This is a genomic window from Streptomyces atratus (assembly GCF_014648655.1).
GTDB lineage: Bacteria > Actinomycetota > Actinomycetes > Streptomycetales > Streptomycetaceae > Streptomyces > Streptomyces atratus.
The window spans coordinates 129801-152485 of the sequence record NZ_BMRN01000008.1 but is presented as its reverse complement, the minus strand read 5'-3'; the positions used below and the strand labels follow the sequence as shown (position 1 = coordinate 152485).

Annotated in this window: 21 protein-coding genes; 13 read left to right on the top strand and 8 right to left on the bottom strand. The window is 70.9% G+C overall.

Annotation, left to right across the window (positions count from 1 at the left end):
• Window positions 1–101 precede the first annotated feature (101 nt).
• Window positions 102–3437: an ATP-binding protein gene (locus IEZ15_RS16270; protein ID WP_189277527.1), complete on the bottom strand. Its 3336-nt coding sequence runs from the start codon at window positions 3435–3437 to the stop codon at window positions 102–104.
• A 49-nt stretch (window positions 3438–3486) separates the two neighbouring features.
• Between IEZ15_RS16270 and IEZ15_RS16265 the strand changes: the two genes are divergently transcribed.
• Entirely contained in the window at window positions 3487–4089 is a 603-nt protein-coding gene (locus IEZ15_RS16265) for a hypothetical protein (protein WP_189277525.1), read from the top strand.
• Between the two features lie 60 nt (window positions 4090–4149).
• The gene (locus IEZ15_RS16260; protein WP_189277523.1) at window positions 4150–4947 is read left to right on the top strand and encodes a site-2 protease family protein; all 798 of its coding nucleotides are present in this window, start codon (window positions 4150–4152) and stop codon (window positions 4945–4947) included.
• 8 nt (window positions 4948–4955) lie between these two features.
• On the opposite strand, the gene IEZ15_RS16255 is transcribed toward IEZ15_RS16260, so the two are convergent.
• Window positions 4956–5117 carry a hypothetical protein gene (locus tag IEZ15_RS16255; RefSeq protein WP_189277522.1) on the bottom strand — a complete coding sequence of 54 codons (162 nt, stop codon included), beginning with the start codon at window positions 5115–5117 and terminating at the stop codon, window positions 4956–4958.
• Between the two features lie 96 nt (window positions 5118–5213).
• Window positions 5214–5924: an NADPH-dependent F420 reductase gene (gene npdG, locus IEZ15_RS16250; RefSeq protein WP_114244221.1), complete on the bottom strand. Its 711-nt coding sequence runs from the start codon at window positions 5922–5924 to the stop codon at window positions 5214–5216.
• A 141-nt stretch (window positions 5925–6065) separates the two neighbouring features.
• Here npdG and IEZ15_RS16245 point away from each other — a divergent pair, with 141 nt between their 5' ends.
• On the top strand, window positions 6066–6668 hold the full coding sequence (locus IEZ15_RS16245) for a hypothetical protein (RefSeq protein WP_114244222.1): 603 nt from the start codon (window positions 6066–6068) through the stop codon (window positions 6666–6668).
• Window positions 6669–6762: 94 nt separating this feature from the next.
• Entirely contained in the window at window positions 6763–8064 is a 1302-nt protein-coding gene (locus IEZ15_RS16240) for an MFS transporter (protein WP_189277520.1), read from the top strand.
• Between the two features lie 31 nt (window positions 8065–8095).
• On the opposite strand, the gene IEZ15_RS16235 is transcribed toward IEZ15_RS16240, so the two are convergent.
• On the bottom strand, window positions 8096–8326 hold the full coding sequence (locus IEZ15_RS16235) for a hypothetical protein (protein WP_189277518.1): 231 nt from the start codon (window positions 8324–8326) through the stop codon (window positions 8096–8098).
• Window positions 8327–8384: 58 nt separating this feature from the next.
• On the opposite strand from IEZ15_RS16235, the gene map reads away from it, so the two are divergent.
• Complete coding sequence (gene map / locus IEZ15_RS16230; protein WP_189277516.1) at window positions 8385–9242, top strand: type I methionyl aminopeptidase; 858 nt, start codon at window positions 8385–8387, stop codon at window positions 9240–9242.
• A gap of 278 nt (window positions 9243–9520) precedes the next feature.
• Window positions 9521–10186, top strand: a complete 666-nt coding sequence (locus IEZ15_RS16225) for a biliverdin-producing heme oxygenase (RefSeq protein ID WP_189277514.1) — start codon at window positions 9521–9523, stop codon at window positions 10184–10186.
• A gap of 163 nt (window positions 10187–10349) precedes the next feature.
• Here IEZ15_RS16225 and IEZ15_RS16220 read toward each other — a convergent pair whose 3' ends face one another.
• The 3 genes from IEZ15_RS16220 to IEZ15_RS16210 all read right to left on the bottom strand — a co-directional run bounded on the left by IEZ15_RS16220 (window position 10350) and on the right by IEZ15_RS16210 (window position 14114).
• A complete protein-coding gene (locus tag IEZ15_RS16220) occupies window positions 10350–11027 on the bottom strand; it encodes a PhzF family phenazine biosynthesis protein (protein ID WP_229845915.1) in 678 nt (225 codons plus the stop codon).
• 81 nt (window positions 11028–11108) lie between these two features.
• Window positions 11109–12662, bottom strand: coding sequence for an HtaA domain-containing protein (locus tag IEZ15_RS16215; RefSeq protein WP_189277512.1), 1554 nt, complete (start codon window positions 12660–12662; stop codon window positions 11109–11111).
• A gap of 45 nt (window positions 12663–12707) precedes the next feature.
• On the bottom strand, window positions 12708–14114 hold the full coding sequence (locus IEZ15_RS16210; protein WP_189277510.1) for an HtaA domain-containing protein: 1407 nt from the start codon (window positions 14112–14114) through the stop codon (window positions 12708–12710).
• 135 nt (window positions 14115–14249) lie between these two features.
• On the opposite strand from IEZ15_RS16210, the gene IEZ15_RS16205 reads away from it, so the two are divergent.
• From IEZ15_RS16205 to IEZ15_RS16175, 7 genes are all read left to right on the top strand, one after another.
• Complete coding sequence (locus IEZ15_RS16205) at window positions 14250–15332, top strand: heme/hemin ABC transporter substrate-binding protein (RefSeq protein WP_189277508.1); 1083 nt, start codon at window positions 14250–14252, stop codon at window positions 15330–15332.
• On the top strand, window positions 15329–16420 hold the full coding sequence (locus IEZ15_RS16200; protein WP_189277506.1) for a FecCD family ABC transporter permease: 1092 nt from the start codon (window positions 15329–15331) through the stop codon (window positions 16418–16420). The genes IEZ15_RS16205 and IEZ15_RS16200 overlap by 4 nt, the downstream gene beginning before the upstream one ends.
• Window positions 16417–17259 (top strand): heme ABC transporter ATP-binding protein, encoded by an 843-nt coding sequence (locus tag IEZ15_RS16195; protein ID WP_189277504.1) that lies wholly within the window; start codon window positions 16417–16419, stop codon window positions 17257–17259. The genes IEZ15_RS16200 and IEZ15_RS16195 overlap by 4 nt, the downstream gene beginning before the upstream one ends.
• A 191-nt stretch (window positions 17260–17450) precedes the next feature.
• Entirely contained in the window at window positions 17451–18587 is a 1137-nt protein-coding gene (gene efeO / locus IEZ15_RS16190) for an iron uptake system protein EfeO (protein WP_189277502.1), read from the top strand.
• Between the two features lie 19 nt (window positions 18588–18606).
• Window positions 18607–19902 (top strand): iron uptake transporter deferrochelatase/peroxidase subunit, encoded by a 1296-nt coding sequence (gene efeB, locus IEZ15_RS16185; RefSeq protein WP_189277500.1) that lies wholly within the window; start codon window positions 18607–18609, stop codon window positions 19900–19902.
• Window positions 19903–19934: 32 nt separating this feature from the next.
• Complete coding sequence (gene efeU / locus IEZ15_RS16180) at window positions 19935–20906, top strand: iron uptake transporter permease EfeU (protein WP_189277498.1); 972 nt, start codon at window positions 19935–19937, stop codon at window positions 20904–20906.
• The gene (locus IEZ15_RS16175) at window positions 20839–21771 is read left to right on the top strand and encodes an SCO2278 family lipoprotein (protein ID WP_189277496.1); all 933 of its coding nucleotides are present in this window, start codon (window positions 20839–20841) and stop codon (window positions 21769–21771) included. The genes efeU and IEZ15_RS16175 overlap by 68 nt, the downstream gene beginning before the upstream one ends.
• Window positions 21772–21883: 112 nt before the next feature.
• Here the strand turns inward: IEZ15_RS16175 and IEZ15_RS16170 are convergent, their stop codons facing one another.
• Entirely contained in the window at window positions 21884–22630 is a 747-nt protein-coding gene (locus tag IEZ15_RS16170; RefSeq protein ID WP_189277495.1) for a bifunctional DNA primase/polymerase, read from the bottom strand.
• Window positions 22631–22685 lie beyond the last annotated feature (55 nt).

Here is a 22685-nt window from a genome sequence, read left to right as displayed (position 1 = left end):
CCGACGCCGGCCGGTACCGGTGCCCGTGCCCGTGTCGGTACGCGGGCGGCCGGTGGTCGGCGCCGGTACGTACGCGGGCGGCCGGTGGTCCGGGCCGCGGTTCACTCCCGGTACGCGTCGACGAGGGCGGTGGCCTCCTCCAGGGTGAGGCCGCCGCCCTCGGCGTACGCGGCGTCGTAGGCGGCCCGGCCGAGGACGGCGACGGCCACTTCCTCCGCTCTGGCGTAGTCGTGCCGCTCCACCGCCGTCGGCACATGCCCCCGGGGCAGCAGCTGCCGGCCGGCCCCCAGCAGCCGGGCCGCGAGCGTGGCCCGTCGCTCGCCACCGATTCCGGCCAACGCCCGTGCGAGAGTGACGAGATGGATAACGGACATCTGGGGGGCCACCATCTGCGACAGCGGGTCGTGGGACCGCGCCAGCGCTTCCCGCCCCCGGGACAGGGCCTCGGCGTACCGTCCGTCCTCGTTGTCCAGCCAGGCCAGCCCGCCCATCACGAACCCCTCGAAGATCGCCATGGTCTCGGAGCGGAACTCCTCGCGCAGCAAGGCCAGTTGATCGCGTGCCTCGCTCGTACGGCCACTGCGGCCCAGCCACAGCGCGAGCTGGAGCCGGGCGACGGGCCTCGCCTCGTGCCCCGTCCCGTGCTCCTCGGCGATCACCTCGCGGAGGATCTCCTCGCCCTCGTCGCCCCGGCCCATTTCGGTGAGGACGGATGCGTATCTGGCGCGCAGGACCGCGACCTGGGACTGGGCGCCGAGCCACTCCGCGTAGCCGATAGCCGCCCGGAAGTCGTCGGCCGCGCGGGGATAGTCGCCCCGTCTCTCGTTGGCCTCGCCGCGGGAGGAGAGCGCTTCGGCGACACCCCAGTCGTCACCGAGCCGACTGAAGATCTCCAGGCTCTCGTCCGCGTCCGTCCGCGCGTCGCCCGCCCATTCGGCCCGGTTGGCCAGCACGTTCGCCCGCATCTGGAGAGCCCCGGCCAGCTCCCACTCGTAGCCGTACTCGCGACTGGCGCGGACCGTTTCGTCCAGCAGTTCCCGCAGATCACCGGGCTCCCCGGTGAGCATGACAGCGAAGAACCAGAGCGACGCGGGGGTGCGGCAGGTCTGCGGCTGGCCCGCCCGGTAGGTGTCCGCGATGACGCGCAGCCGGGCCATGCCCTTCTCGTCGACCCACACGTCCTTGGAGTGGTCCATGCTGACCAACTGGACCAGCGCCACCTGGCGCCGCGCCTCCTGGAGCAGTTCGGGCGACATGGGCGGCGGCGCGTCGGTGCAGCGTTCGTGGAGGGACGGCGCGGGCTCGGCGGGCGGCGCGAAGGGGTCGGGGCCCAGCGCAGCGGTCGCGTCGGCCCACTGCAGGGCGTCGGTGCGCAGATCGCGCATCTGCCAGTACCAGCAGAGCGACAGCACCATGCAGAGCGCCTCCTGCTCGTCGCGGGCGGCGACGGCGCGGCGCAGGGCGGTGCGGATGTTCTCGTACTCGCGCTGCAGGAGGTCGATGGCGGACCGCTGTCCGGCGCCGCGGAGTTCGGGGTCCGCGGTACGGGCCAACTCCCGGAAGTGCACGAGGTGGCGGCGCTCCACGGTGTCCCGCTCCCCGGCCCCGTCGAGCCGTTCGGCGGCGTATTCACCGACGGTCTCCAGCAGCCGGTAGCGCATCTCGCCGTCGTCGGCGGGCGCGGCGACGACGAGGGACTTGTCGACGAGCGAGCCGAGCAGCCCGGCGACCTCGCGCGCGTCCTGCGGCCCGTCCGCGCAGACGGCCTCGGCGGCGGCCAGGGTGCAGCCGCCCGCGAAGACCGACAGGCGGCGCAGGACGGCGCGTTCGGAGGCGTCGAGGATGTCCCAGGACCAGTCGACGACGGCGCGCAGGGTCTGCTGACGGGGCAGTACGGTACGGGCCCCGCTGGTGAGCAGGCGGAACCGGTCGTCGAGCCGGTCGGCGATCTGGCGCGGGGTGAGCATCCGCAGCCGGGCTGCGGCGAGTTCGATGGCGAGCGGCAGTCCGTCGAGGCGGCGGCAGATCTCGGCGGCGGCAGCCGCGGTCTCCTCGTCCGCGTCGATCCGGAAGCCGGGCTTCGCGGCGGCGCCGCGGTCGGCGAGCAGCCGCAGCGCCATCGGGTCGGGCAGCGGTTCGACGGGTCGGACGAACTCGCCCGGTACCCCGAGGGGTTCACGGCTGGTCGCGAGCACGGTGACGTCCGGGCAGTGGGCGAGCAGATGGTCGGCGAGGGCGGCGGCGGCCCCGACGAGGTGCTCGCAGTTGTCCAGGAGCAGCAGCATGCGGCGCCGGGAGCAGTGCTCGGTGAGGCGTACGAGGGGGTCGCCCACGTTCCCCTCGGCCACCCGGAGTTCCTCGGCGCCCGCTCCGCGCAGCACGGTCTCGCGGGCGCCGAGCGCGGTCAGCACGGCCTCCGGTACGGCCTCGGGGTCGTCGACGGGGGCGAGTTCGGCCAGCCAGACGCCGTCCGGCCAGGCGGGCCCGACGGATTCGGCGGCCTCCTGGGAGAGCCGGGTCTTGCCCGCGCCACCGGGGCCCAGGAGGGTGACGAGCCGGGCGTGCGAGAGGTCCTCGCGCAGGGCCTCTATGTCGTCCTCGCGCCCGACGAAGCTGGTGAGCCTGGCCCGGAGGTTTCCCTGCGGGGCGGTGGAGGTTCGGGTACGGGAGGGCCGGTGCGGCTCGGCCACCACTGCCGCCGCGACCGGTTGCGCCAAATCCTGGCGGAGCAGCTCCGCGTGCAGGGAGCGCAGTTCGGCTCCGGGGTGGGCGCCCAGGCGGTCGGCGAGTACGGTGCGCACCTCGTCGTACGCGGCCAGTGCCTGTGCCGTGCGCCCTGCGTCGCGCAGGGCCCGCAGCCGCAGCGCCTGGAGGGGTTCGTCGATCGGGTGCTCGGCGCAGAGCGCGACCAGTTCGGGCAGGGCCTCGTCCGCGCGGCCGAGCGCGAGGGCCGCGGCGAGCCTGCTGCGGCGGGCGTCCAGGCGCCGGGCCGCCCAGCGGGCCGCGACGGCGCCGCGGTCGGGCAGATCGGCCAGGGCGGGCCCGCGCCACAGGGCGAGCGCGTCGTCGAGCACGACCCGGGCCTTCGCCGCGTCACCCTCCTCCAGCGCCCGTGCTCCCTCCCCCGCGAGCCGCTCGAAGCGGTACAGGTCGACCGCGTCCGGCTCGGCGGCGAGCCGGTAGCCGCTCTCCGCAGAGGTGATCGCGGCATGGCCGAGGGCCCGCCGGAGCCGGCCGACGAGTGCCTGCAGGGCGCCCACCGCGTCGGCCGGCGGGTCGCCGGCCCACACCTCGTCGATGAGCACGGCGGCCGGAACGGTGCGGCCGGGACGCAGGGCGAGGACGGAGAGCAGGGCGCGCAGCCGCGCCCCGCCGATGGCGACGGCCGTGCCGTCGTCGCGGAGTGCCTGGGTCGTCCCGAGGATGCAGTAGCGCACGGGCCTATTGTCCCTGCCGCCGGCGTCGCCCAGAACGCCTTTCCTGGGCGTGGTCAAGTGCGGCGGCTGCGGCAAGAACCTTCAGCTGCACGTCACCAGGAAGAAACGGCGAGACGGTTCCGAGCGCGTCACGAGCAAGATCCGCTGCCTGTCACGCGTGGGCTCCCCTGCATGCAAGGGGTACGTATTCGAACCGAACGATGAAATCATCGGTCCGGTCACCCAAATGATCCTCTCAGAGATCGGCCACAAGCCTGTCACCAGGCGGATCTACGTCCCGGGCGAGGGGTCGGTCGAGCGGCTCGCGGCAATCGAGGCTGCGATCAACTATCACGTGGCGCAACTACTACCGGGTGGCATCTACAGTTCAGAGGCTCTCCGGACGAAAGGGGAGCAGGCGCTCACCGGGCTGCGACAAGAGCTCGATCGACTGCACTCATCAGAAGAAGACAGACAGGATCGCTGGGAGTATGCCGAGATCGGAATGACCTTCGCCGAGCGGTGGCGAGGCAGAGACACAACTACTGTCGCGAACGACCTTGTTCAGGCAGGCATCACGGTCGAGTGCCACCCTCGGGCCAGAGGTGGGCACGTCCTTCGTCTACCCAAGGATCTGAAGCAGCGCTTCGCCCGATCGCTGGACCTGTCGTAACCCGGGCCGCTGCAGCCTCACCCCTCTGGACAGCTCAACAGCCGCCGCTACTCTCGGTCCATGAGCACTCGCACCGCCGCAGCAGGGCGTCGTGTCAGCCCGGTCTTCCTCGGAATCGTCGCGGTCATAGTCGTTTCGGGCTGGGCTGTCTGGACGGGCTTCGCATTGGTTTCGGGTGTCGCGGTCTTCGTCTTCGTCACGGCAGCGTGGGTCGTCTCACTCTGTCTCCACGAGTACTCCCACGCCCGCACCGCACTGCACAGTGGCGACACGACAGTCACCGCCAAAGGCTATTTGACGCTCAATCCGTTCGCCTACACCCACACGCTGCTGAGCATCGTGCTGCCGGTGCTGTTCGTGATCATGGGCGGTATAGGTCTGCCCGGTGGTGCGGTCTTCATCGAGCGGGGCCGGATCAGCGGGCGCTGGAAGCACAGCCTGATCTCGGCGGCCGGACCGCTGACGAATGTGCTGTTCGCGTTCGTCTGCACGGCGCCGTTCTGGCTGCACGCGCTGGACGGCGTCCCGGTCGTCTTCCAGTACGCGCTGGGCTTCCTGGCACTGCTCCAGGTCACCGCGGCGATCCTCAACTTCGTCCCGGTCCCGGGGCTGGACGGTTACGGAGTGATCGAGCCCTGGCTCTCGTACCGAATCCGCCGGCAGGTCGAGCCGTTCGCCCCGTTCGGGCTGATCGCGGTCTTCGGCATCCTGTGGATCCCCGAGGTCAACCACGCGTTCTTCGACGCGATCCACGCCCTGCTGCGGGCACTGGGCATCAGCGATTTCACGACGTACTGCGGTTTCGACGCCTACCGCTTCTGGCAAACGGCCGATCCGGTCTGTGCGCTCAGTCCCTGACCGGCGGTCTACGCACGCTGCCGGCGCAGGTAGTACCACGCCATGTTGGACGAGAGCCCGGCCAGCAGCACCCAGACGATCCCGAGCCAGCTGCCTTGGACGAACGAGATCACGGCCGCGACGACGGCCAGAACGCAGACGGCGACGGCGTAGAAAGCGAGGCGGGGCATGGGGGGCGGCTCCTGTCCGGGGTGATGCACGGTCCCGTCCAGTGTCCCCCATGCCCCTTTCCGCTCACCGCAGGGTGTGCCGGGAACGTGTCCGGCTCAGACGTCGGTGGTACGCAGACCCGCGTGCGCCTTGTAGCGGCGGTTGACCGAGATCAGGTTGGCGACCAGCGACTCGACCTGGTGGGCGTTGCGCAGCCGCCCGGCGAAGATGCCGCGCATGCCGGGAATCCGGCCCGCCAGCGCCTGTACCAGGTCGGTGTCGGCGCGGGCCTCGCCCAGCACCAGCACATCGGTGTCGATCTCCTCGATGGCCTCGTCCTGAAGCAGCACCGCCGAGAGGTGGTGGAAGGCGGCGGTGACCCGGGACTCCGGCAGCAGGACGGCGGCCTGCTCGGCGGCGCTGCCCTCCTCGGGCTTCAGGGCGTAGGCGCCCTTCTTGTCGAAGCCGAGCGGGTTGACGCAGTCGATGACGAGCTTGCCCGCGAGCTCGTCGCGCAGCGACTCCAGGGTCTTGGCGTGGCCGTCCCACGGCACGGCGACGATCACGACGTCGCTGCGCCGGGCGCACTCGGCGTTGTCCGCGCCCTCGACGCCGTGGCCCAGCTCGTCGGCGGCGGTCTTCGCGCGGTCGGCGGCACGGGAGCCGATGATCACTTTCTGCCCGGCGCGGGCGAACCGGTAGGCAAGCCCGCGGCCCTGCGGTCCGGTGCCGCCGAGCACGCCGACGGTCAGCCCGGACACATCGGGGAGATCCCAAGGGTCCTTGGCGGGGGGCTTGGGTGCGCTGCCACTGTCATTCGTAGTCATGGCCTCGACACTACTGCGCGCGTTGGAGGGGAACGCTCCGTCGTCGGCCGAGCGATCCGGATCGCTCCGCAGGGCCCGTTCGGATGGTTCCGCCGTCGTTCGCCGGTGGCGGGGCCGGACCCTGGGGCATGATGCCGGGCCATGGATGCCGTACGCGTCGCCCTGCTGCGTGAAGTGCTCACCGGGACCGAGTGGCCGGCGGCGGCCCGGCGGTTCGCCGGGGCGCTCAGGTCGTCCGTCGTCCCGCACGGCGGCGGGCTGCTGCTGGTGGGGACTGCGGTGTACGAGCCGTGGCATCTGGCGGCTCATCTGGTCGACGAGTCGACCTGGTCCGGGCTGCCCGAGCTGACGCCCACCCTGGTACGCCACCGGGTGGAGCCGGGCGCTCCGGCGCATCTGGCCGTCGGTCTGTGCCGGATCGAGGCGGCCGGGCGGGGCGAGACGCTGCTCCTGGTGGCCCCGGAGCGGCCCGGCGCCGGGCTGCTGGAGCGGGTGCACGACGCCCGCCGGGCCGGGGCGACGGTGCTCTCGCTGGACGACGGCGACCCGGAGGTGCGGGGGCTCGCCCACGAGACGCTCGCGGTGACCGGCAGCGACGATGTCGATCTGGACACCGTGCAGCATCTGGTGAGCGCGGCTGCCGGGGAGAACAGCGCCCCCGCGCCGCGCGGCCGCCGCCGCTTCCGGGACCGGCTGTCCCGGCTCGCCGACCAGCTGATGGCGCCGCCACCGGCCCGGTGGTGAGCGTCCGGGGTGTCGCGGCGGGGTCGGCCGGCCGCCCCGGCCGCCGCGAAAATCTGTTGCAGAGGGCACCTACGGCGCCGGACCATGAGCCCTCGTGACCTCAGCTCCCTCCCCGGCCGCCCGGCTCTCCGCTCTGCTGCCCGATCTCTCGCCCCTGCGCTCCTCGGCCGACTTCCGGCTGCTGTGGATCCAGGGCCTGGTGACCTACTTCGGCAGCTTCATGGCCCTGATCGCGCTGCCGCTCCAGATCAAGGAGCTGACGGGTTCGCCGCTGGCCGTCGGCGCGATGGGTGCGGTCGAGCTGGTGCCGCTGGTCGTCTTCGGTCTGTACGGCGGGGCGCTCGCGGACTCCGCGGATCGCCGCAAGGTGATCCTGGGCACCGAGGCGGGGCTGGGGCTGCTCGCCCTCGTACTCCTGGTGAACGCCGCGCTGCCCGACCCGATGCTCTGGCCGCTGTATCTGGTCGCGGGCGGGGTCTCCGCGCTCGCCGGGCTCCAGCGGCCCGCGCTGGATTCGCTGATGGCCCGGATCGTGCCGCACGACCAGCTGACCGCTGCCGCCGCGCTGAACTCGCTGCGCTGGCAGTTCGGCGAGATCACCGGCCCGGCGGTGGCAGGACTGGTGGTGGCCTACGCCGGGCACGCCACGGCATACACGGTCACGGTGGTCACGTTCACCGTCTCCGTGATCCTGTGTCTGCGGCTGGCGCCCGCGCCGCCCGCCCCGGACAGCCGGAAGCCGTCGCTGCGCGGCATTGCCGAGGGGGCGAGGTATGCCTGGAGCCGCCCGGTGCTGCTGGGGACGTACGCGGTCGATCTGGCGGCGATGTTCTTCGCCTTCCCGAACACGATCTTCCCGTTCCTCGCGGACGAGCTGGATGCCGAGTGGTCTCTGGGCCTGATGTACGCGGCGGGGGCGGTCGGCTCGCTGGTCCTGGGCCTGACCAGCGGCTGGACGTCACGGGTACGGCGGCACGGGCTGTTCGTCGTGTTCGGGGCGGCGGCCTGGGGGCTGGCGATCGCGGCGGCCGGATGGTTCAGCGATGTGTGGCTGGTGCTGGTCTGCCTGGCGGTGGCGGGCGCGGGGGACATGCTCAGCGGTCTGGGCCGCTCCACGATCTGGAACCAGACCATCCCGGAGGAGCTGCGGGGCCGGCTGGCGGGCATCGAGGTGCTCTCGTACAGCGTCGGCCCGCAGCTGGGCCAGGTGCGGGCCGGCGCGATGGCGGGCTGGACGGGGACCCGCTCCGCGATCTGGAGCGGGGGTGTGGCGTGCGTGGCCTCGGTCGCGCTGCTCACCGCAGCGCTGCCGAAGCTGCTGACGTACGACTCCGGGACGGACGAGGACGCGGTACGCAGGCGCGCGGCCGGAGAGTCCAGCCCCGCCGGCGTGTGAGGAGCGGGGGCCCCCGGGCCGGGGCCCCCGGTCACGCCTCCGGGTCGGGCGGCGTGGCCCGGTCGTGCCACTTGGGATCCGTCTCCCACTCAAGATTCCGCTCCTGCGCCGTCTGCATCGCGTGCTCCGCCTCCTGGCGGGAGGCATACGGCCCGAAGCGGTCCTTGGCCGGGCACTCGGGGCCCTCCTCGACCTTCTGATGCTGCAGGCAGTAGTACCACTCGCCCGGCTTGCCGACCGTGCGCTTCTTGAACAGGGCCATCATCGGCTCCTTCCCTCGGGGCCATGCTGCCCCAAGCACGCTGGTTAGACTCGCTGACATGTCTGGCCAGTCGCTGCTCGTACCCGGGGAGATCACTCCCATCCGTTCCGTACCCGGAAACATCCGGCGCCCCGAATACGTGGGCAAGCCGGCCCCCACCCCGTACACCGGACCGGAGATCCAGGACGCCGACACCATCGAGCGCATGCGCATCGCGGGGCGGATCGCCGCGCAGGCGATGGCGGAGGCCGCGAAGCACATCGCCCCGGGCGTCACGACGGACGAACTCGACCGGGTCGCCCATGAGTTCATGTGCGATCACGGCGCCTATCCGTCGACGCTCGGCTACCGCGGATTTCCCAAGTCGCTCTGCTCCTCGCTCAACGAGGTGATCTGCCACGGCATCCCGGACTCCACGGTGCTGCGCGACGGCGACATCGTGAACCTCGACGTCACGGCGTACATCAACGGTGTGCACGGCGACAACAACGCCACGTACCTCTGCGGCGACGTGGACGAGGAGTCCCGGCTGCTCGTGGAGCGCACCGAGGAGTCGCTGAACCGGGCCATCAAGGCGGTCCGGCCGGGCCGACAGGTCAATGTGATCGGTCGGGTCATCGAGTCGTACGCGAAGCGCTTCGGGTACGGGGTGGTGCGGGACTTCACCGGGCACGGGATCAATTCCTCGTTCCACTCCGGTCTGATCATTCCGCACTACGACAGCCCGCGCGCGACCACCGTGATGCAGCCCGGGATGACGTTCACCATCGAGCCGATGCTGACGTTGGGCAGCCATGACTACGACATGTGGGACGACGGCTGGACCGTGGTGACGAAGGACCGCAAGCGCACCGCTCAGTTCGAGCACACGCTGGTGGTGACGGAGACGGGCGCCGAGATCCTGACGCTCCCGTAAACACGCAGACAGCCCCCTCCGAAAGCGGCCGCCCCCGGGCGGCCGCTTTCGCGTGCTCCCCCGCCGCTCCCCCCGCGTCCGCTGCGCCCGCGCGGAAGCGGAACCAGGCGTATCGTTTTTACCGACAGCCCGTCGGGAAACTGTTGACTTAGGTAAGCCTAAGTAGGAAGATCGGAGTTGTCGACAGCCACTGCCGTACGCAGTCGCTGCCGATTTTTCTGTCTCTGTTCCTGTCCCTTTCCGGACTTCCTGTCCCCATCGGTCCCCGGAGGCCCGCCTTGGACGCAACCGCCGCCGCCACGCCCTTCTCGACGCTCATCCGCACCGCGTCGCACGAGCAGCACACCGAGGCGGAGACCTCGACCTTCATGAGCGACCTGCTGGGCGGACACCTCGGAGTGGACGCGTACACGCGTTACACCGAGCAGCTGTGGTTCGTGTACCGGGCGCTCGAAGAGGGCGCCCGGGCGCTGCGGAACGACCCGGTAGCCGGTCCGTTCATACAGCCCGAGCTGATGCGCACCACCGAGCTGGAGCGCGATCTGGCACACCTGCGGGGTACCGGCTGGCGCGAGGGCCTGGCGCCGCTGCCCGCCACGGCCGCGTACGCCGCGCGGGTCGCCGAGTGCGCCCGCACCTGGCCCGCCGGTTACATCGCGCACCACTACACCCGCTATCTCGGCGACCTCTCGGGCGGCCAGATCATCCGCGACAAGGCGGAGAAGACCTGGGGCTTCGCACGCAAGGGTGACGGGGTCCGGTTCTATGTCTTCGAGGAGATCTCCAACCCCGCCTCGTTCAAGCGGAGTTATCGCGAACTGCTGGACGCGGTGAACGCGGACGACCTGGAGAAGCAGCGCATCGTGGACGAGTGCAAGCAGGCGTTCGCACTGAACACGGCAGTGTTCCGGGAGCTGGGCGAGGTGTTCCCGCTCAGCGCGTAGCGCCTCGGCGGCGCGACTGGAGGGTTGGCCCGGGTCCGCCGGTCGGCCCGGTCCGCCGTACCGCTTCTGTCCTCAATCGCCGGACGGGCTTGATCTTCCGCCGGACGGGCTCGGATTGTTGCCGGACAGGCTCGGACCGATGCCGGGCAGGCTTGGATTGGCGCTAGCCACTGACAGCCAGCATGACGCGGCCCCCGATCTCCACCGTGCCGTCCGGCGCCGGTGCGGTGAGGAGTTGGGAGCCGCGTCCCTGCGTGATGTTGAGGGCACGCCCCAGCTCCGCGCTGAGCAGCAGCGCCGCCGCCCCGGTCGCCTCGTCCTCCGTAATCCCGTCGTCGCGCCGCGGGAACGCCCGCGCCCTGACCCGGCCCGCCGCCTCGTCCTCCCAGGCCCATACGTACAGCCAGCCCTCGCCCGGTGGCGGCCCGGTCAGTGCCTCGACCTCGGCGACGGATGCGTACCGCTCCAGCTTGCGCGGCGGCGCCCACTCGGGGCGGGCGGTGATCCAGGTGAACTCCCCGTCCTGACGGGCGAAGATCTCCCCGACCGGCAGCTCCAGGATCTCCAGATCGAGCAGCCATGCGGTGCCGACGAGCGGATGCCCGGCGAAGGGGAGGCGGAGCCCCGGGGTGTAGATGTCGACGTGCCCGCGCTCGGGGTCGTCGACGAACACGGTCTCGCTGAAGCCGAGCCGGCGGGACAGTTCCTGCCGGGACGCCTCGTCGGGGTACGTACGCCCGTCGCGTACGACCCCGAGGGCGTTGCCGTGCCGGCCGTCGGGGCCGCAGAACACGCGCAGTACGTCGATGCCTGCGGGTACGTCGAAGTCGCTGTCGCTCACATGGGCATTCAAACACCGCCCGGGTGACGGCCGTACAGCTGGGCCGTCACCCGGGCGGTGCCGTCGGGCGGTCCGGACGGATCAGCCGATACGGCGACGGCGGGCGGCGATCACGGCTCCGGCGCCGGTCGCCACGACGGCACCCGAGGCGGCGATCAGGGCACCGGCCGGGACGTCGGAGCCGGTGGCGGCGAGGGAGCCCGAGCCACCGACCGAGCCGCCGCCCACACTGCCGCCGCCGGTGGCCGTGGAGCCTCCCGCCGGACCGGTGGAGCCGGTGGAGCCCGTGCCGCCCGGGAGTGCGGCGTCCTTGTCGAGGGCGACCGCGACGGTCAGCGCGTCGAGCGGCTCGCCCGCCTGGTACATGCCGCCGAAAGCCTTGGTGCCGTCGGCGGTGAGGGTCGCCGGGACGGCCGAGAGGGTCACCACGCCGCCCTCGGCCGCGAGTTCGCCCTTGGGCAGCTTCAGGTCGGCGACGGCCAGGCCGGTGTATGTGCTGACCTTCCTGGTCTCGCGGTCCTTGGTGGAGACGTCCGCGATCAGAGTGCCCTTCGTCCCGTTCACCTGGATCTCCATGCCGGTGAGGGAGAGGTCGAGGGTGTGGACGCCGTTCTCCTCGTGGCCCAGGAAGCGGACCTTGCCGTCGAAGTCCGCGTCGAGGGTCTGCTTGTCGGCGTCGAAGTGACCGGTGGCATCCGGGAACCGGTAGCCGTCGCCGGATGCGGTGGCGCCGGCCGTCGTCTCGACCTTGCCGTGGGCGATCGGGCCCGTGACGTACGTACGGAAGGACTTCTTGACGCCCCAGTCCAGGGTGCCGTCGCCGATCGCGCCCCGGTCGGCGGCGGCCGGCTTGTCGGTGACCGCGGCCGAGGGGGACGGGGACGCGGTCGAGGCGGGCTTCCCGGTCGGCTCGGTGGTCGGCTTCCCGGTGGGCTTCGTGGTGGGCTTCCCGGTCGGCTCGGTGGTCGGCTTCCGGGTGGGCTCGGTGGTCGGGGCCGAGACCGCCTTCACCGAGAGCGTGGCCGGGTCGAGCGCGTCGCCCTCCTTGTACTGGCCGTTGAACGCCTCGGAGCCCGCCTTCGTGAGCGTCGCCGGGATGTCCTTGAAGACCATCGCGCCGCCCGCACCCTGGCCCGGCTTCACCGCCGACAGGTCGAGAGCCGCGAACGCCACATCGTTCCGGGTGCCTTCCGGGGTCGCGACGTCGGCGGTGATCGCGCCGCCGGTGCCGGTCGTGGAGAGCTTCACGTCCGAGAGCGTGATGTCGAGAACGCCCCCGTGGGCGTAGAAGTTGACGCCGCCCTCGAAGGCCGTGTCGGTGCCGTGGGTGGCCGTGTCGTAGGTGCCCCTGCCGTTGACGAAGGTGAACACACCGTTGTCGGGCGCCTGCGTGGCACCGTCCTTGACGGTGATCTTCCCGCCGGAGAACGACGAGGCGAGGTACTTGCGGAAGGACTCCTTGATGCCCCATTCCAGCGTGCCGTCCTTCAGCGCAGGCTTCGGCGCCGCGGCCGCTGCCCCGTCGGGCGCGGTGCTGTCGGCGGCGAGCGCCGGAAGGGCGAACACGGTCGCACCGAGTGCGGCTGCCGTGGCGACGGCGGCGGCGAGAGCTATGGGACGGCGGGTTGCTGTCATGGCCGGTGGTCTCCTCAGGAATGAAACGGGGGGTGGGGGACGGGTCTAGTTGCTGTTCTGCCGGGTGCTGCGACGGCGGGCGAGGTACAGCGCGCCTGCCGCGGCGGCGAGCACGCCCGCGCCGCCGATGCCGAGATGCAGCCCGGCGCGGGAACCGGAGTCGGAGCGGGACACCGATGCCGCGGTGGTGGTCTTCTCCGCGGGCGGACCGGACGGGTCAGGAGCACTGCCCAGGTCGGGCAGGGCGGGCAGTTCGGCCTTGGTGTCGACGGCGACGGCCAGCGAGAGCGGGTCCATCGCGGTGCCCGCCCTGTAGAGCGAGCCGAACGCCTTGGCGCCGTCGGCGGTGAGAGTGGCTGGGGCCTCGGTGAGGACGGCGAGGCCGTCCTTCGCCGTGAAGTCCTTTGCGGTGAAGGTGACGAGCGGGACGGCCGGGTGCCGGTCGCCGTCGCTCAGGACATCGGCCGAGAGCGTGCCCTTGCCCGCCTTCACCCGGACCGCGACCGCCGAAAGTTTCAGATCGAGTCCGTCGGCTCCCGTGAAGCGGACGCTGCCCGCGAAGTCGGCGTCCAGGGTCTGCCTCTTCGGGTCGTACGTGCCCTTGCCGCGCGGGAAACGGAAGAGCGCCCCGCCGTCCTGGGCGCCGTCGGCGAGGGTCCACTTCCCCTTGCCGACCAAGCCCGTGACGTACTCACGGAAGGTGCGGCGCACACCCCAGTCGACGGCGGCGTCCTCGAAGCGGCCCTGGGCCCGCTCGGCCTTCTTCGGCTCCGCCGGCTTCTTCGGGGACTTGGGGATGGCCGGCTTCCCGGCCGGGGCGGAGATGTCTACGGAGAGACTGACCGGGTCGAGCGGTGTGCCGGCCGTGTAGTAACCGGCGAACGCCTTCGCGCCCTGCGAAGTCAGTGTTGCCGGGATGTTGTTGAGGGTGATGGGGGTGGAACCCCCCGCCATGTCGATCCCGGACAGCCCCAGCGTCGCGAGTGGCACCTGGGAGGCCGAGGTGACACGGCCGCTCCCCCGGTCCTTGCTGACCATGTCGGCAAGGACGGTGCCGGTGCCGCCCGTGATGCGGACGGTGGGCCGGCCGATGGTGAGGTCCAGTTCGTAGCCGCCGTCGGACTTCTTGTGGCCGATGAAGCGGACCCCGCCCGAGAAGCCGGAGCCAAAGGCGCCGGTCGCCGGGTCGTAGGAACCGGTGGCGGAGTGGAAACGGAACTGACTGCCGCCGACCGTGGCGGCGCCACCGGTCAGGCTCCAACTTCCTTTCGCGATGGGGCCCGTGACATAGCTCTGGAAAGAGGACTTGATGCCCCAGTCGAGTCTGCCGCCCTGCACCGTGCGGCTCGCCGCTTGCGCGGCGGTGGCCGGGAGCAGGGCTCCCAGCAGCACCGCGAGGAGCGCGACAGTCAGGGCCTGTCCGGGCGCGCGGGCAGGTCTGGACGGCAGCATGAGGACCCCTCCGAGGTCTGGGAAGTCAGGTAAGGCTAACCTAAGCTGTGGAGATCTTGTGGGGATACCCCTTCCATCACATTGCTCGCAAAACATTGCCAACTGCTCACCGCAGAACGACAGGACGGTGCCCCAGTGCGCTTCTCGCAGGACTTCGCCCCGTCGGGCCCGGGCGCCCGGCGGCCGGGCCGCGGGCCGGTCAGGACCCGTGGACCGCTGGGTGCACCGACGGCCGTCCTCACCCTGGCCCTCGTCCTGACGGGCTGCGGCGGCAGTACGGATACGGGGACTCCCGCCGCCGGTTCCAGGAGCGCCGCGGCCGACCGCGTCGAGCCCCTGGCCACCGCTCCGAAGCCGCAGTTGCCGGCCACGGTGAAGTCGGCGGACGGCGCCGAGGTCACCGTCGCCTCGACGGACCGGATCGTTCCGCTGACCGGCAGCCTGAGCGAGATCGTCTTCACCCTCGGCCTCGGCAAGCAGGTCGTGGCCCGTGACATCACCGCCACCTTCGAACAGGCGGCGAAACTCCCGGTGGTGACCCGCGCCCATGACGTCTCGGCGGAGAGCGTGCTGTCGCTGAAGCCGACGGTCGTCCTCGCGGACACCACGACCGGTCCCGCCGAGGCCATCGGTCAGATCCGGGATGCCGGCATTCCGCTCGTCGTCGTCGAACCGGCCAAGGAACTCGTCGATGTCGGCCGCCGGATCGAGACCGTGGCGGCGGCCCTGGGCGTGCCGGACTCGGGCACCGAACTGAAGTCGCGCACCCAGTCGCGTATCGATGCCGTGCAGAAGTCCGTGCCCACCCCGGCGGACGGGCAGAAGAAGCCTCGGGTCGCCTTCCTCTACCTGCGCGGCTCGGCCTCCGTATATCTGCTGGGCGGCCGGGAGTCCGGGGCGAGTTCGCTGCTGGAAGCGGCGGGCGCCGTCGACGCGGGCAAGGCGTCCGGGCTGAAGAAGGACTTCACCGCCATCACCAGCGAGGCCCTCGCCAAGGCCGCCCCGGACGCCATCCTGGTGATGTCCAAGGGGCTCGAATCGGTGGGCGGCGTCGACGGTCTGGTGAAGATCCCGGGCGTCGCCGAGACCCCGGCCGGGATGGACCGGCGGATCGTCTCCATCGACGACGGCGTGCTGCTGAACTACGGCCCGCGCACGGACCGGGTGCTGAGCGAACTGATCGCGCAGCTCCACCCGCAGGACGGGGCGGACAAGTGACGACCTCGTCCCCGGAACGGCCCCGGACCGACACCACCGCCACCGCCACCGGGAAGCCCCGGCGCTCCCCGTCCTTCGCGCTGACCGCCGGGCTGCTCGCCGCCCTCCTGCTGTGCTGTCTGCTCTCCGCCGGGCTCGGCGCGTACAGCATCCCGCTCGGCGACGTACTCGGCTCCGTCCAGCACCGGCTCGGCCTCGGCGGGGCGGCGCTGGACCGGGTCGGCGAGAGCGTGCTGTGGAACGTACGGCTGCCCAGGGTCGCCCTCGCCCTGCTGGTCGGGGCGTCGCTGGGCTGCGCGGGCGCCCTGATGCAGGGGGTGTTCGGCAATCCGCTCGCCGAGCCCGGGGTGATCGGGATCTCCTCCGGCGCCGCGGTCGGCGCGGTCGCCTCGATCGCGCTCGGGCTGAACTTCTTCGGCAACTGGACCGTCACCGTCTGCGCGTTCGCCGCCGGGCTCGCGACCGTACTGCTGGTGTACGCGCTGTCCCGGTCGGGCGGGCGGACCGAGGTCGTGACGCTGATCCTGACCGGGATCGCGGTCAACGCCTTCGCGGGCGCGCTGATCGGGCTGTTCGTCTTCTTCGCCGACAACGCGCAGATCTCGCAGATCACCTTCTGGCAGCTGGGTTCGCTGGCCCAGGCGACCTGGCCCAAGGTGCTCGCCGTGCTGCCCTGTGCGGTGCTCGGGCTGCTCGTCGCGCCGTTCTACGCCCGGAAGCTGGACCTGCTCGCTCTCGGTGAGCGGTCCGCCCGCCATCTGGGGGTCGATGTGGAACGGCTCCGGATCGTGCTCGTGCTCGTCGTGGCGCTGCTGACCGCGGCCGCGGTGGCGGTCGCCGGGATCATCTCGTTCGTGGGGCTGCTGGTGCCGCATCTGCTGCGGATGGCGAACGGCCCCGGCCACCGCTTCCTGATCCCCGGCAGCGCGCTCGGCGGCGCCCTGGTCCTGGTGGTGGGCGATCTCGCGGCCCGTACCGTCGCCGACCCCGCCGAGCTGCCGCTCGGCGTGCTGACCGCGCTCTTCGGCAGCCCGTTCTTCTTCTGGCTGCTGCGCAGGACCCGTCGCAAGCAAGGTGGTTGGGCATGAAGCCTCTGAAGAATCCCTTCCGGGTACGCGTACGGCGCCTGCTTCCCGCTCCCCTCTCTCCCGGCTCCCCCGTCGCCGAGGCGCGCGGACTGCGGGTGCGGCTGGGGCAGCGGCCGGTGCTCGACTCCATCGACCTGACCGCCCGCGCGGGCGAGGTGCTGGCGCTCGTGGGGCCCAACGGGGCGGGCAAGTCGACCCTGTTGGCGGCGCTGGCCGCCGATCTGCCCGCCGAGCAGGGCGAGGTACGGATCGACGGGCGTCCGGTCACCGACTGGTCGCCCGCCGAACTGGCGCTGCGCCGGGCCGTGCTGCCCCAGTCCGCCGCGCTGTCGTTCCCGTTCCCGGTGGCGGAGGTCGTACGGATGGGGCGGGCGCCATGGGCCGGTACGGAGCGGGCCGACGAGGACGATCCCGCCGTCGCCTCGGCGATGGCGGCGACCGAGGTCACCGAGTTCGCCGAGCGCCCCTTCTCCGCCCTGTCCGGCGGCGAGCGGGCCCGGGTCGCGCTGGCCCGGGTGCTGGCGCAGCGCGCCCCGCTGCTGTTGCTCGACGAGCCGACGGCCGCGCTCGACCTGCGCCACCAGGAACTGGTGCTGCGGATCTGCCGGGAGCGGGCCGCCGCCGGGGACGCGATCGTCGTGGTGCTGCACGATCTGGGGCTCGCCGCGGCGTACGCAGACCGGGCGGCCGTGCTGCACGGCGGACGGATCGCGGTGGTGGGGCCGCCCGCCGGGGTGTTCACGGGCGAGCTGCTCGGCGAGGTCTACCGGCAGCCGGTCGAGGTGTTCCCGCATCCGCGGACCGGGGCGCCCCTCGTCGTACCGACAAGAGGCGCTTGACCATTACTTGACCTTTCCGTGGGGCGCCCATGGCCAGTCCGTGATCAGCCCGTTCCCGGGCCTGCGGGATGAGAGCTGAATCACGGCACGGGTGGGTATCGCTCAGGTAAGCCTCGGTTAAGTTAGGTCTGCCTCACCTGACTTTGTCCCGTTCTTCTCCTGCTTCTCCTTCGTCCTCATGTGGAGCCCGTATGCGAGCCGTTCGTTTCTCCGTCGTCACCGCTGCCGCCACCGTGGCCGCTCTGACCGCCGTCACGGGATGCGCAGAGAAGAGCGACGGCAAGGGTGACGGCGCCGTCCAGGTCGTCGCGAAGGACGACTCCTGCGAGGTGTCGAAGAAGAAGCTCCCGGCCGGTCACATCGAACTGGCCGTGGAGAACAAGGGATCCAAGGTCACCGAGGTCTACGTCCTGTTCCCGGACGACCGCATCGTCGCCGAGCGCGAGAACATCGGCCCCGGCACCAAGGCCAACATCACGGCCGAGATCAAGGCCGGTTCGTACGAGATCGCCTGCAAGCCCGGCATGAAGGGCCACGGCATCCGGCAGAAGATCGAGGTCACCGGCGCCAACGCGGCCGAGCGCAGCCCCGAGATGGACAAGGCCGTCGCGGAGTACCGCACCTACGTCCAGGCCCAGGCCGACGAGACGCTGCCGAAGGCCAAGAAGTTCACGGACGCCGTCGCCGCCGGTGACATCGAGGCCGCCAAGAAGGTCTACGCCGAATCCCGTCTCGGCTGGGAGCGCACCGAGCCGGTCGCCGAGTCCTTCGGCGACATCGACCCGAAGGTCGACATCCGCGAGGACGGCCTGGAGGACGGCCAGAAGTGGACGGGCTGGCACCGCCTGGAGAAGGCGCTGTGGCAGGACAAGAAGCTGGGCGCCGAGGAGAAGGCCCTCGCACCGGTCCTCTACAAGGACCTGCTCGACTGGCAGAAGCGGGTCGGCACGGCGGAGATCACCCCGACCTCCATGGCCAACGGTGCCAAGGAACTCCTCGACGAGGTCGCGACCGGCAAGGTCACCGGCGAGGAAGAGCGCTACAGCCACACCGACCTGATCGACTTCAAGGGCAACGTCGAGGGCGCGGAGAAGTCCTACGAGCTGCTGAAGCCGATCGCGTCGAAGAACGACCCGGCGCTGACGGCGTCCCTGGACAAGCAGTTCGCGGCGCTGAACACGCTGCTGGACAAGTACCGCAAGGACAAGACCTCCTACGAGTTCACCTCGTACGAGAAGGTCGGCAAGGCGGACCGCAAGGAGCTTTCGGACTCTGTCAACGCGCTGGCCGAGCCGCTGTCCAAGCTCGCCGCCGCGGTGACGAAGTAACGAGCGGGGAGACTTCGGGATGTCGCAGGAGACGCAGAACACCGCCGCGGACGACGCCGCCGGGGCAACCGCTGCCGAGACCGGTGGCCGTGCCCCGTCCCGTCGGGCACTGCTCGGCTGGGGCGGCGCCGGTCTTGCGCTGGGCGCGGTCGCGGCCGGTGGCGCGGTCGCCGCGGTGCGTACGGAGAGCGACGCAGTACCGGCCGCGGACAGTGGTGCGGCCGTGCCGTTCCACGGTGCACACCAGGCCGGTATCGCCACCGCCGTACAGGACCGGCTGCACTTCGCCGCGTTCGACGTGACGACGAAGGACCGCGCCGAGCTGATCGCGCTGCTCAAGGAGTGGACGCGGGCGGCCGAGCGGATGACGGCCGGTCACGCGGTCGGCGACGGGGCGTACGGCGGTCTCGCCGAGGCCCCGCCGGACGACACGGGCGAGGCGCTGGGGCTCAAGCCGTCCCGGCTCACCCTCACCATCGGCTTCGGGCCCTCGCTCTTCGCCAAGGGCCGGTTCGGCCTGGAGGACAAGCGGCCCGAGGCGCTCGTCGACCTGCCGAAGTTCCCCGGCGACAACCTCGACGCGGCGCGCAGCGGCGGCGACCTCTGCGTCCAGGCATGTGCGGACGACCCGCAGGTCGCGGTGCACGCCATCCGCAACCTCGCCAGGATCGGCATGGGCCGCACCGCGATCCGCTGGTCCCAGCTGGGCTTCGGCAAGACATCCTCGACGACGCCGGACGCCCAGACCCCGCGGAACATGTTCGGCTTCAAGGACGGCACCCGGAACATCTCCGGCACCGACACCGCCGCCCTGGACAAGCACGTGTGGGTGGGCGGGAAAGACGACGCGGGCTGGATGGCCGGGGGGTCGTACCTGGTGGCCCGGCGCATCCGGATGCACATCGAGACCTGGGACCGTACCTCGCTCCAGGAGCAGGAGGACGTCTTCGGCCGCGACAAGGGCGAGGGAGCTGCGGTCGGCAAGTCCAAGGAGCACGACGAGCCGTTCCTGAAGGCGATGCTGCCGACCGCGCACGTACGCCTCGCCCACCCGGACAGCAACGACGGTGCGACGATCCTGCGCCGCGGCTACTCGTTCACCGACGGTACGGACGGCCTCGGCCGGCTCGACGCCGGGCTGTTCTTCATCGCCTACCAGCGCGATGTCCGCAAGGCATTCATTCCGTTGCAGCGGCGCCTCGCGGCGCACGACGCACTCAACGAGTACATCCAGCACGTGGGTTCGGCGCACTTCGCTGTCCCGCCGGGCGTCCGCGACAAGGACGACTGGTGGGGCCGGGCGCTGTTCTCGTAACGGGACTCGAAGCAGAAAAGGAGAACCGAGACGTGTTCAGCAACTTCCTGATCGGCCTGCGTGAGGGCCTTGAGGCCAGCCTGGTCGTCTGCATCCTCATCGCCTATCTGGTGAAGACCGGCAACAAGAACAAACTGGTGCCGATCTGGATCGGCGTCGGTATCGCGGTCGTCGTCAGCCTGGCGTTCGGTGCCGGCCTCGAATTCGGTTCGCAGGAGATGACGTTCAAGGCCCAGGAGGCGCTCGGCGGTTCGCTGTCGATCATCTCGGTCGGTCTGGTCACCTGGATGGTCTTCTGGATGCGGCGCACCGCGCGGCATCTGAAGACGGAGCTGCACGGCAAGCTCGACGCGGCACTCTCGATGGGCACCGGCGCGCTGGTCGCCACGGCGCTCCTCGCGGTGGGCCGGGAGGGTCTGGAGACTTCGCTGTTCGTGTGGCGTGCGGTGCATGCGGCGGACGACGGCTGGCACCCGATGATCGGTGCGTTCCTCGGCATCGCGGCCGCCGTCGTGCTGGGCTGGCTGTTCTACCGCGGTGCGCTGAGGATCAATCTGTCGAAGTTCTTCACCTGGACCGGCGGCATGCTGGTGATCGTCGCCGCGGGCGTGCTCGCGTACGGCGTCCACGACCTGCAGGAAGCCGAGTTCCTGGGCGGTATCCACAACCGGGCGTTCGACATCAGCGCCACGATTCCGCCGGACAGCTGGTACGGCACGCTGCTGAAGGGCACATTCAACTTCCAGCCCGACCCGACCGTTCTTCAGATCACGGTGTGGGCGCTGTATCTGATCCCCACTCTCGCGCTGTTCCTCGCCCCGGTAGGGTTCGGACGGTCAGTGCGGGCGACGGATCAGAAGGCGCAGAAAGCAACGGATGAGAAGCCTGAGGCCGATTCGGCTGGCGACGGGGCTCGCGACGGCGACGGTGCTGTCCATGACGGCGAGCGGGTGCGTGACGGTGCACGGCGAGCTGGAAGTGGTGCCGGCGGCAACCAGGTCTGAGGCCGCACAGGCCCTGAAGGCCTTCACCGCCGCGTACAACGCGGCGGACAAGGCCTACGACCCGGCTCTGGACGCGGACCGGGTCGCGGGCCCGCTGGGCGCGATCAACCAGGCCGGGCTGAAGGCACGCCAGAAGAACAATCCGGACGGCAACGCGAACCACACGCCGTTGGAGCTGACCGACGCCAGGTATCTCATCCCGAAGAAGGCCGGCTGGCCGCGGTGGTTCCTCGCGGACACGGACTCCAACCGCGACGAGGACAGCGGAAAGCTGGACACCCGCTGGCTGCTCGCCTTCGTCAAGTCCGGGCCGGACGCGGGGTGGAAGACCTCCTATCTGTCGGTCGTCGCACCGTCCCAGCTGCCCGGTTTCACGAAGGACAGCGACGGCCTGGCCGAGCCGGTGGCCGCGGACAGCTCCGAACTGGCCGTGGCGCCGGAGGACTTGGGCACCCAGTACACGGGGTACTTGCAGAAGGGCACCCCGGACGTCTTCGCCCCCGGCACCACCACTTCGGGCTGGCGGGACGCTCGCCGCACCACCCGTCGGGCGGGCTTCTCGTACCAGTACATCGACCAGCCGCTGGACAGCGGTACGTTCGCGCCGCTCGGCCTGAAGACGGACGACGGCGGGGCGCTGGTCTTCTTCAGCAGCAAGCATTTCGAACGGCAGACCGCGGCAAAGGGCCTGCGTCCGCCGCTCAACGCGGATGTGGAGGCGCTGCTGACCGGTGAGGTGAAGTCCACCCTCACCAAGGAGCGGGTCTCCAGCCAGCTGGTGTTCGTTCCGAAGAAGGGCGCCGGGGACGGCAAGGTGGTCATACTGAACCGGCTGCCGGGCCTGACGGCGGCGAAGGGGTCGTGACCGGGGCAGAATCAAGCCGTCCGGCGATCGAGGACGCCGCCCGGCCCGTCCGGCGATTGTCGAGCCCGTCCGGCGATTGACAAGCAACCACCGGACGGCCCCGGTCATTGAGCTAGCGGCTCAGCGGCCACGCCACCGCGTCATGGTCCAGATCGCTCTGGTCCGCCGCGTCCGCGTACTGCGCACACGAGTCCGTGAGCGTCTCCAGCAGCGTCAGCGGATCGGGCAGCGGGTTCTCCGGCCCCCGCACCCACTGCACATCCAGCTCACCGGGCAGCCTGGCCGGCGGCAGGAGTACGTAGCTGCCGCGGCAGTGCCACCGCAGTCCCGGATGCTCGTCCATGGTCTCGGGGTGGCAGTCCAGCTCGCACGGCCACCACTCGTCCTCGTCCTCGGGCGTACCGCGGGTGGCGGTGAAGAACAGCATCCGGTCGTCACCGGAGCGTGCGACGGGGCCGACGTCGATGCCTGCGGCGAGAAGCCGTTCCAGTGCCTGGCTGCCCGCGGACAGCGGTACGTCGAGAACGTCGTGGATCATGCCGGTCGCAGTGATGAAGTTGGCCTGCGGGTGGCTGCGGGCCCAGCGCTCGATCTGGGCACGGTCGGTGGTGGACTGCGTCTGCCACGCGAAGGAGATGGGGTGCCGGGCGGGGGTGGGACAGCCGATGCGTTCGCACGAACATCGGTAGCCGACCGGATGGGCGGCGGGCGCGATCGGCATTCCGGCTTCGGCGACAGCCAGGAGCAGCGCCTCCCGGGCGGTGTCGTCGACCTCGCTCTGCTGGGGTTTGGGTCGGCGGCGAAGCCATTGGGAAAATTTGCTCTCTGAGCCGCGATAACGGCCGAAATCGGCGCCCATCAATCCCCTTACCTCAGCGTTGCCCTGCCCATGGTCCCACCATCCTGCGCCTCGG

Bases quoted from the DNA above. Each gene is read 5' to 3' on its own strand.
- npdG (WP_114244221.1), bottom strand. From the start codon at position 5,924: ATGACTACGAATGACAGTGGCAGCGCACCCAAGCCCCCCGCCAAGGAC.
- IEZ15_RS16260 (WP_189277523.1), top strand. From the start codon at position 4,150: ATGAGCACTCGCACCGCCGCAGCAGGGCGTCGTGTCAGCCCGGTCTTC.
- IEZ15_RS16170 (WP_189277495.1), bottom strand. From the start codon at position 22,630: ATGGGCGCCGATTTCGGCCGTTATCGCGGCTCAGAGAGCAAATTTTCC.
- IEZ15_RS16235 (WP_189277518.1), bottom strand. From the start codon at position 8,326: ATGGCCCTGTTCAAGAAGCGCACGGTCGGCAAGCCGGGCGAGTGGTAC.
- map (WP_189277516.1), top strand. From the start codon at position 8,385: ATGTCTGGCCAGTCGCTGCTCGTACCCGGGGAGATCACTCCCATCCGT.
- IEZ15_RS16175 (WP_189277496.1), top strand. From the start codon at position 20,839: ATGACGGCGAGCGGGTGCGTGACGGTGCACGGCGAGCTGGAAGTGGTG.
- IEZ15_RS16255 (WP_189277522.1), bottom strand. From the start codon at position 5,117: ATGCCCCGCCTCGCTTTCTACGCCGTCGCCGTCTGCGTTCTGGCCGTC.
- efeO (WP_189277502.1), top strand. From the start codon at position 17,451: ATGCGAGCCGTTCGTTTCTCCGTCGTCACCGCTGCCGCCACCGTGGCC.
- IEZ15_RS16245 (WP_114244222.1), top strand. From the start codon at position 6,066: ATGGATGCCGTACGCGTCGCCCTGCTGCGTGAAGTGCTCACCGGGACC.
- IEZ15_RS16215 (WP_189277512.1), bottom strand. From the start codon at position 12,662: ATGACAGCAACCCGCCGTCCCATAGCTCTCGCCGCCGCCGTCGCCACG.
- efeB (WP_189277500.1), top strand. From the start codon at position 18,607: ATGTCGCAGGAGACGCAGAACACCGCCGCGGACGACGCCGCCGGGGCA.
- IEZ15_RS16210 (WP_189277510.1), bottom strand. From the start codon at position 14,114: ATGCTGCCGTCCAGACCTGCCCGCGCGCCCGGACAGGCCCTGACTGTC.
- IEZ15_RS16195 (WP_189277504.1), top strand. From the start codon at position 16,417: ATGAAGCCTCTGAAGAATCCCTTCCGGGTACGCGTACGGCGCCTGCTT.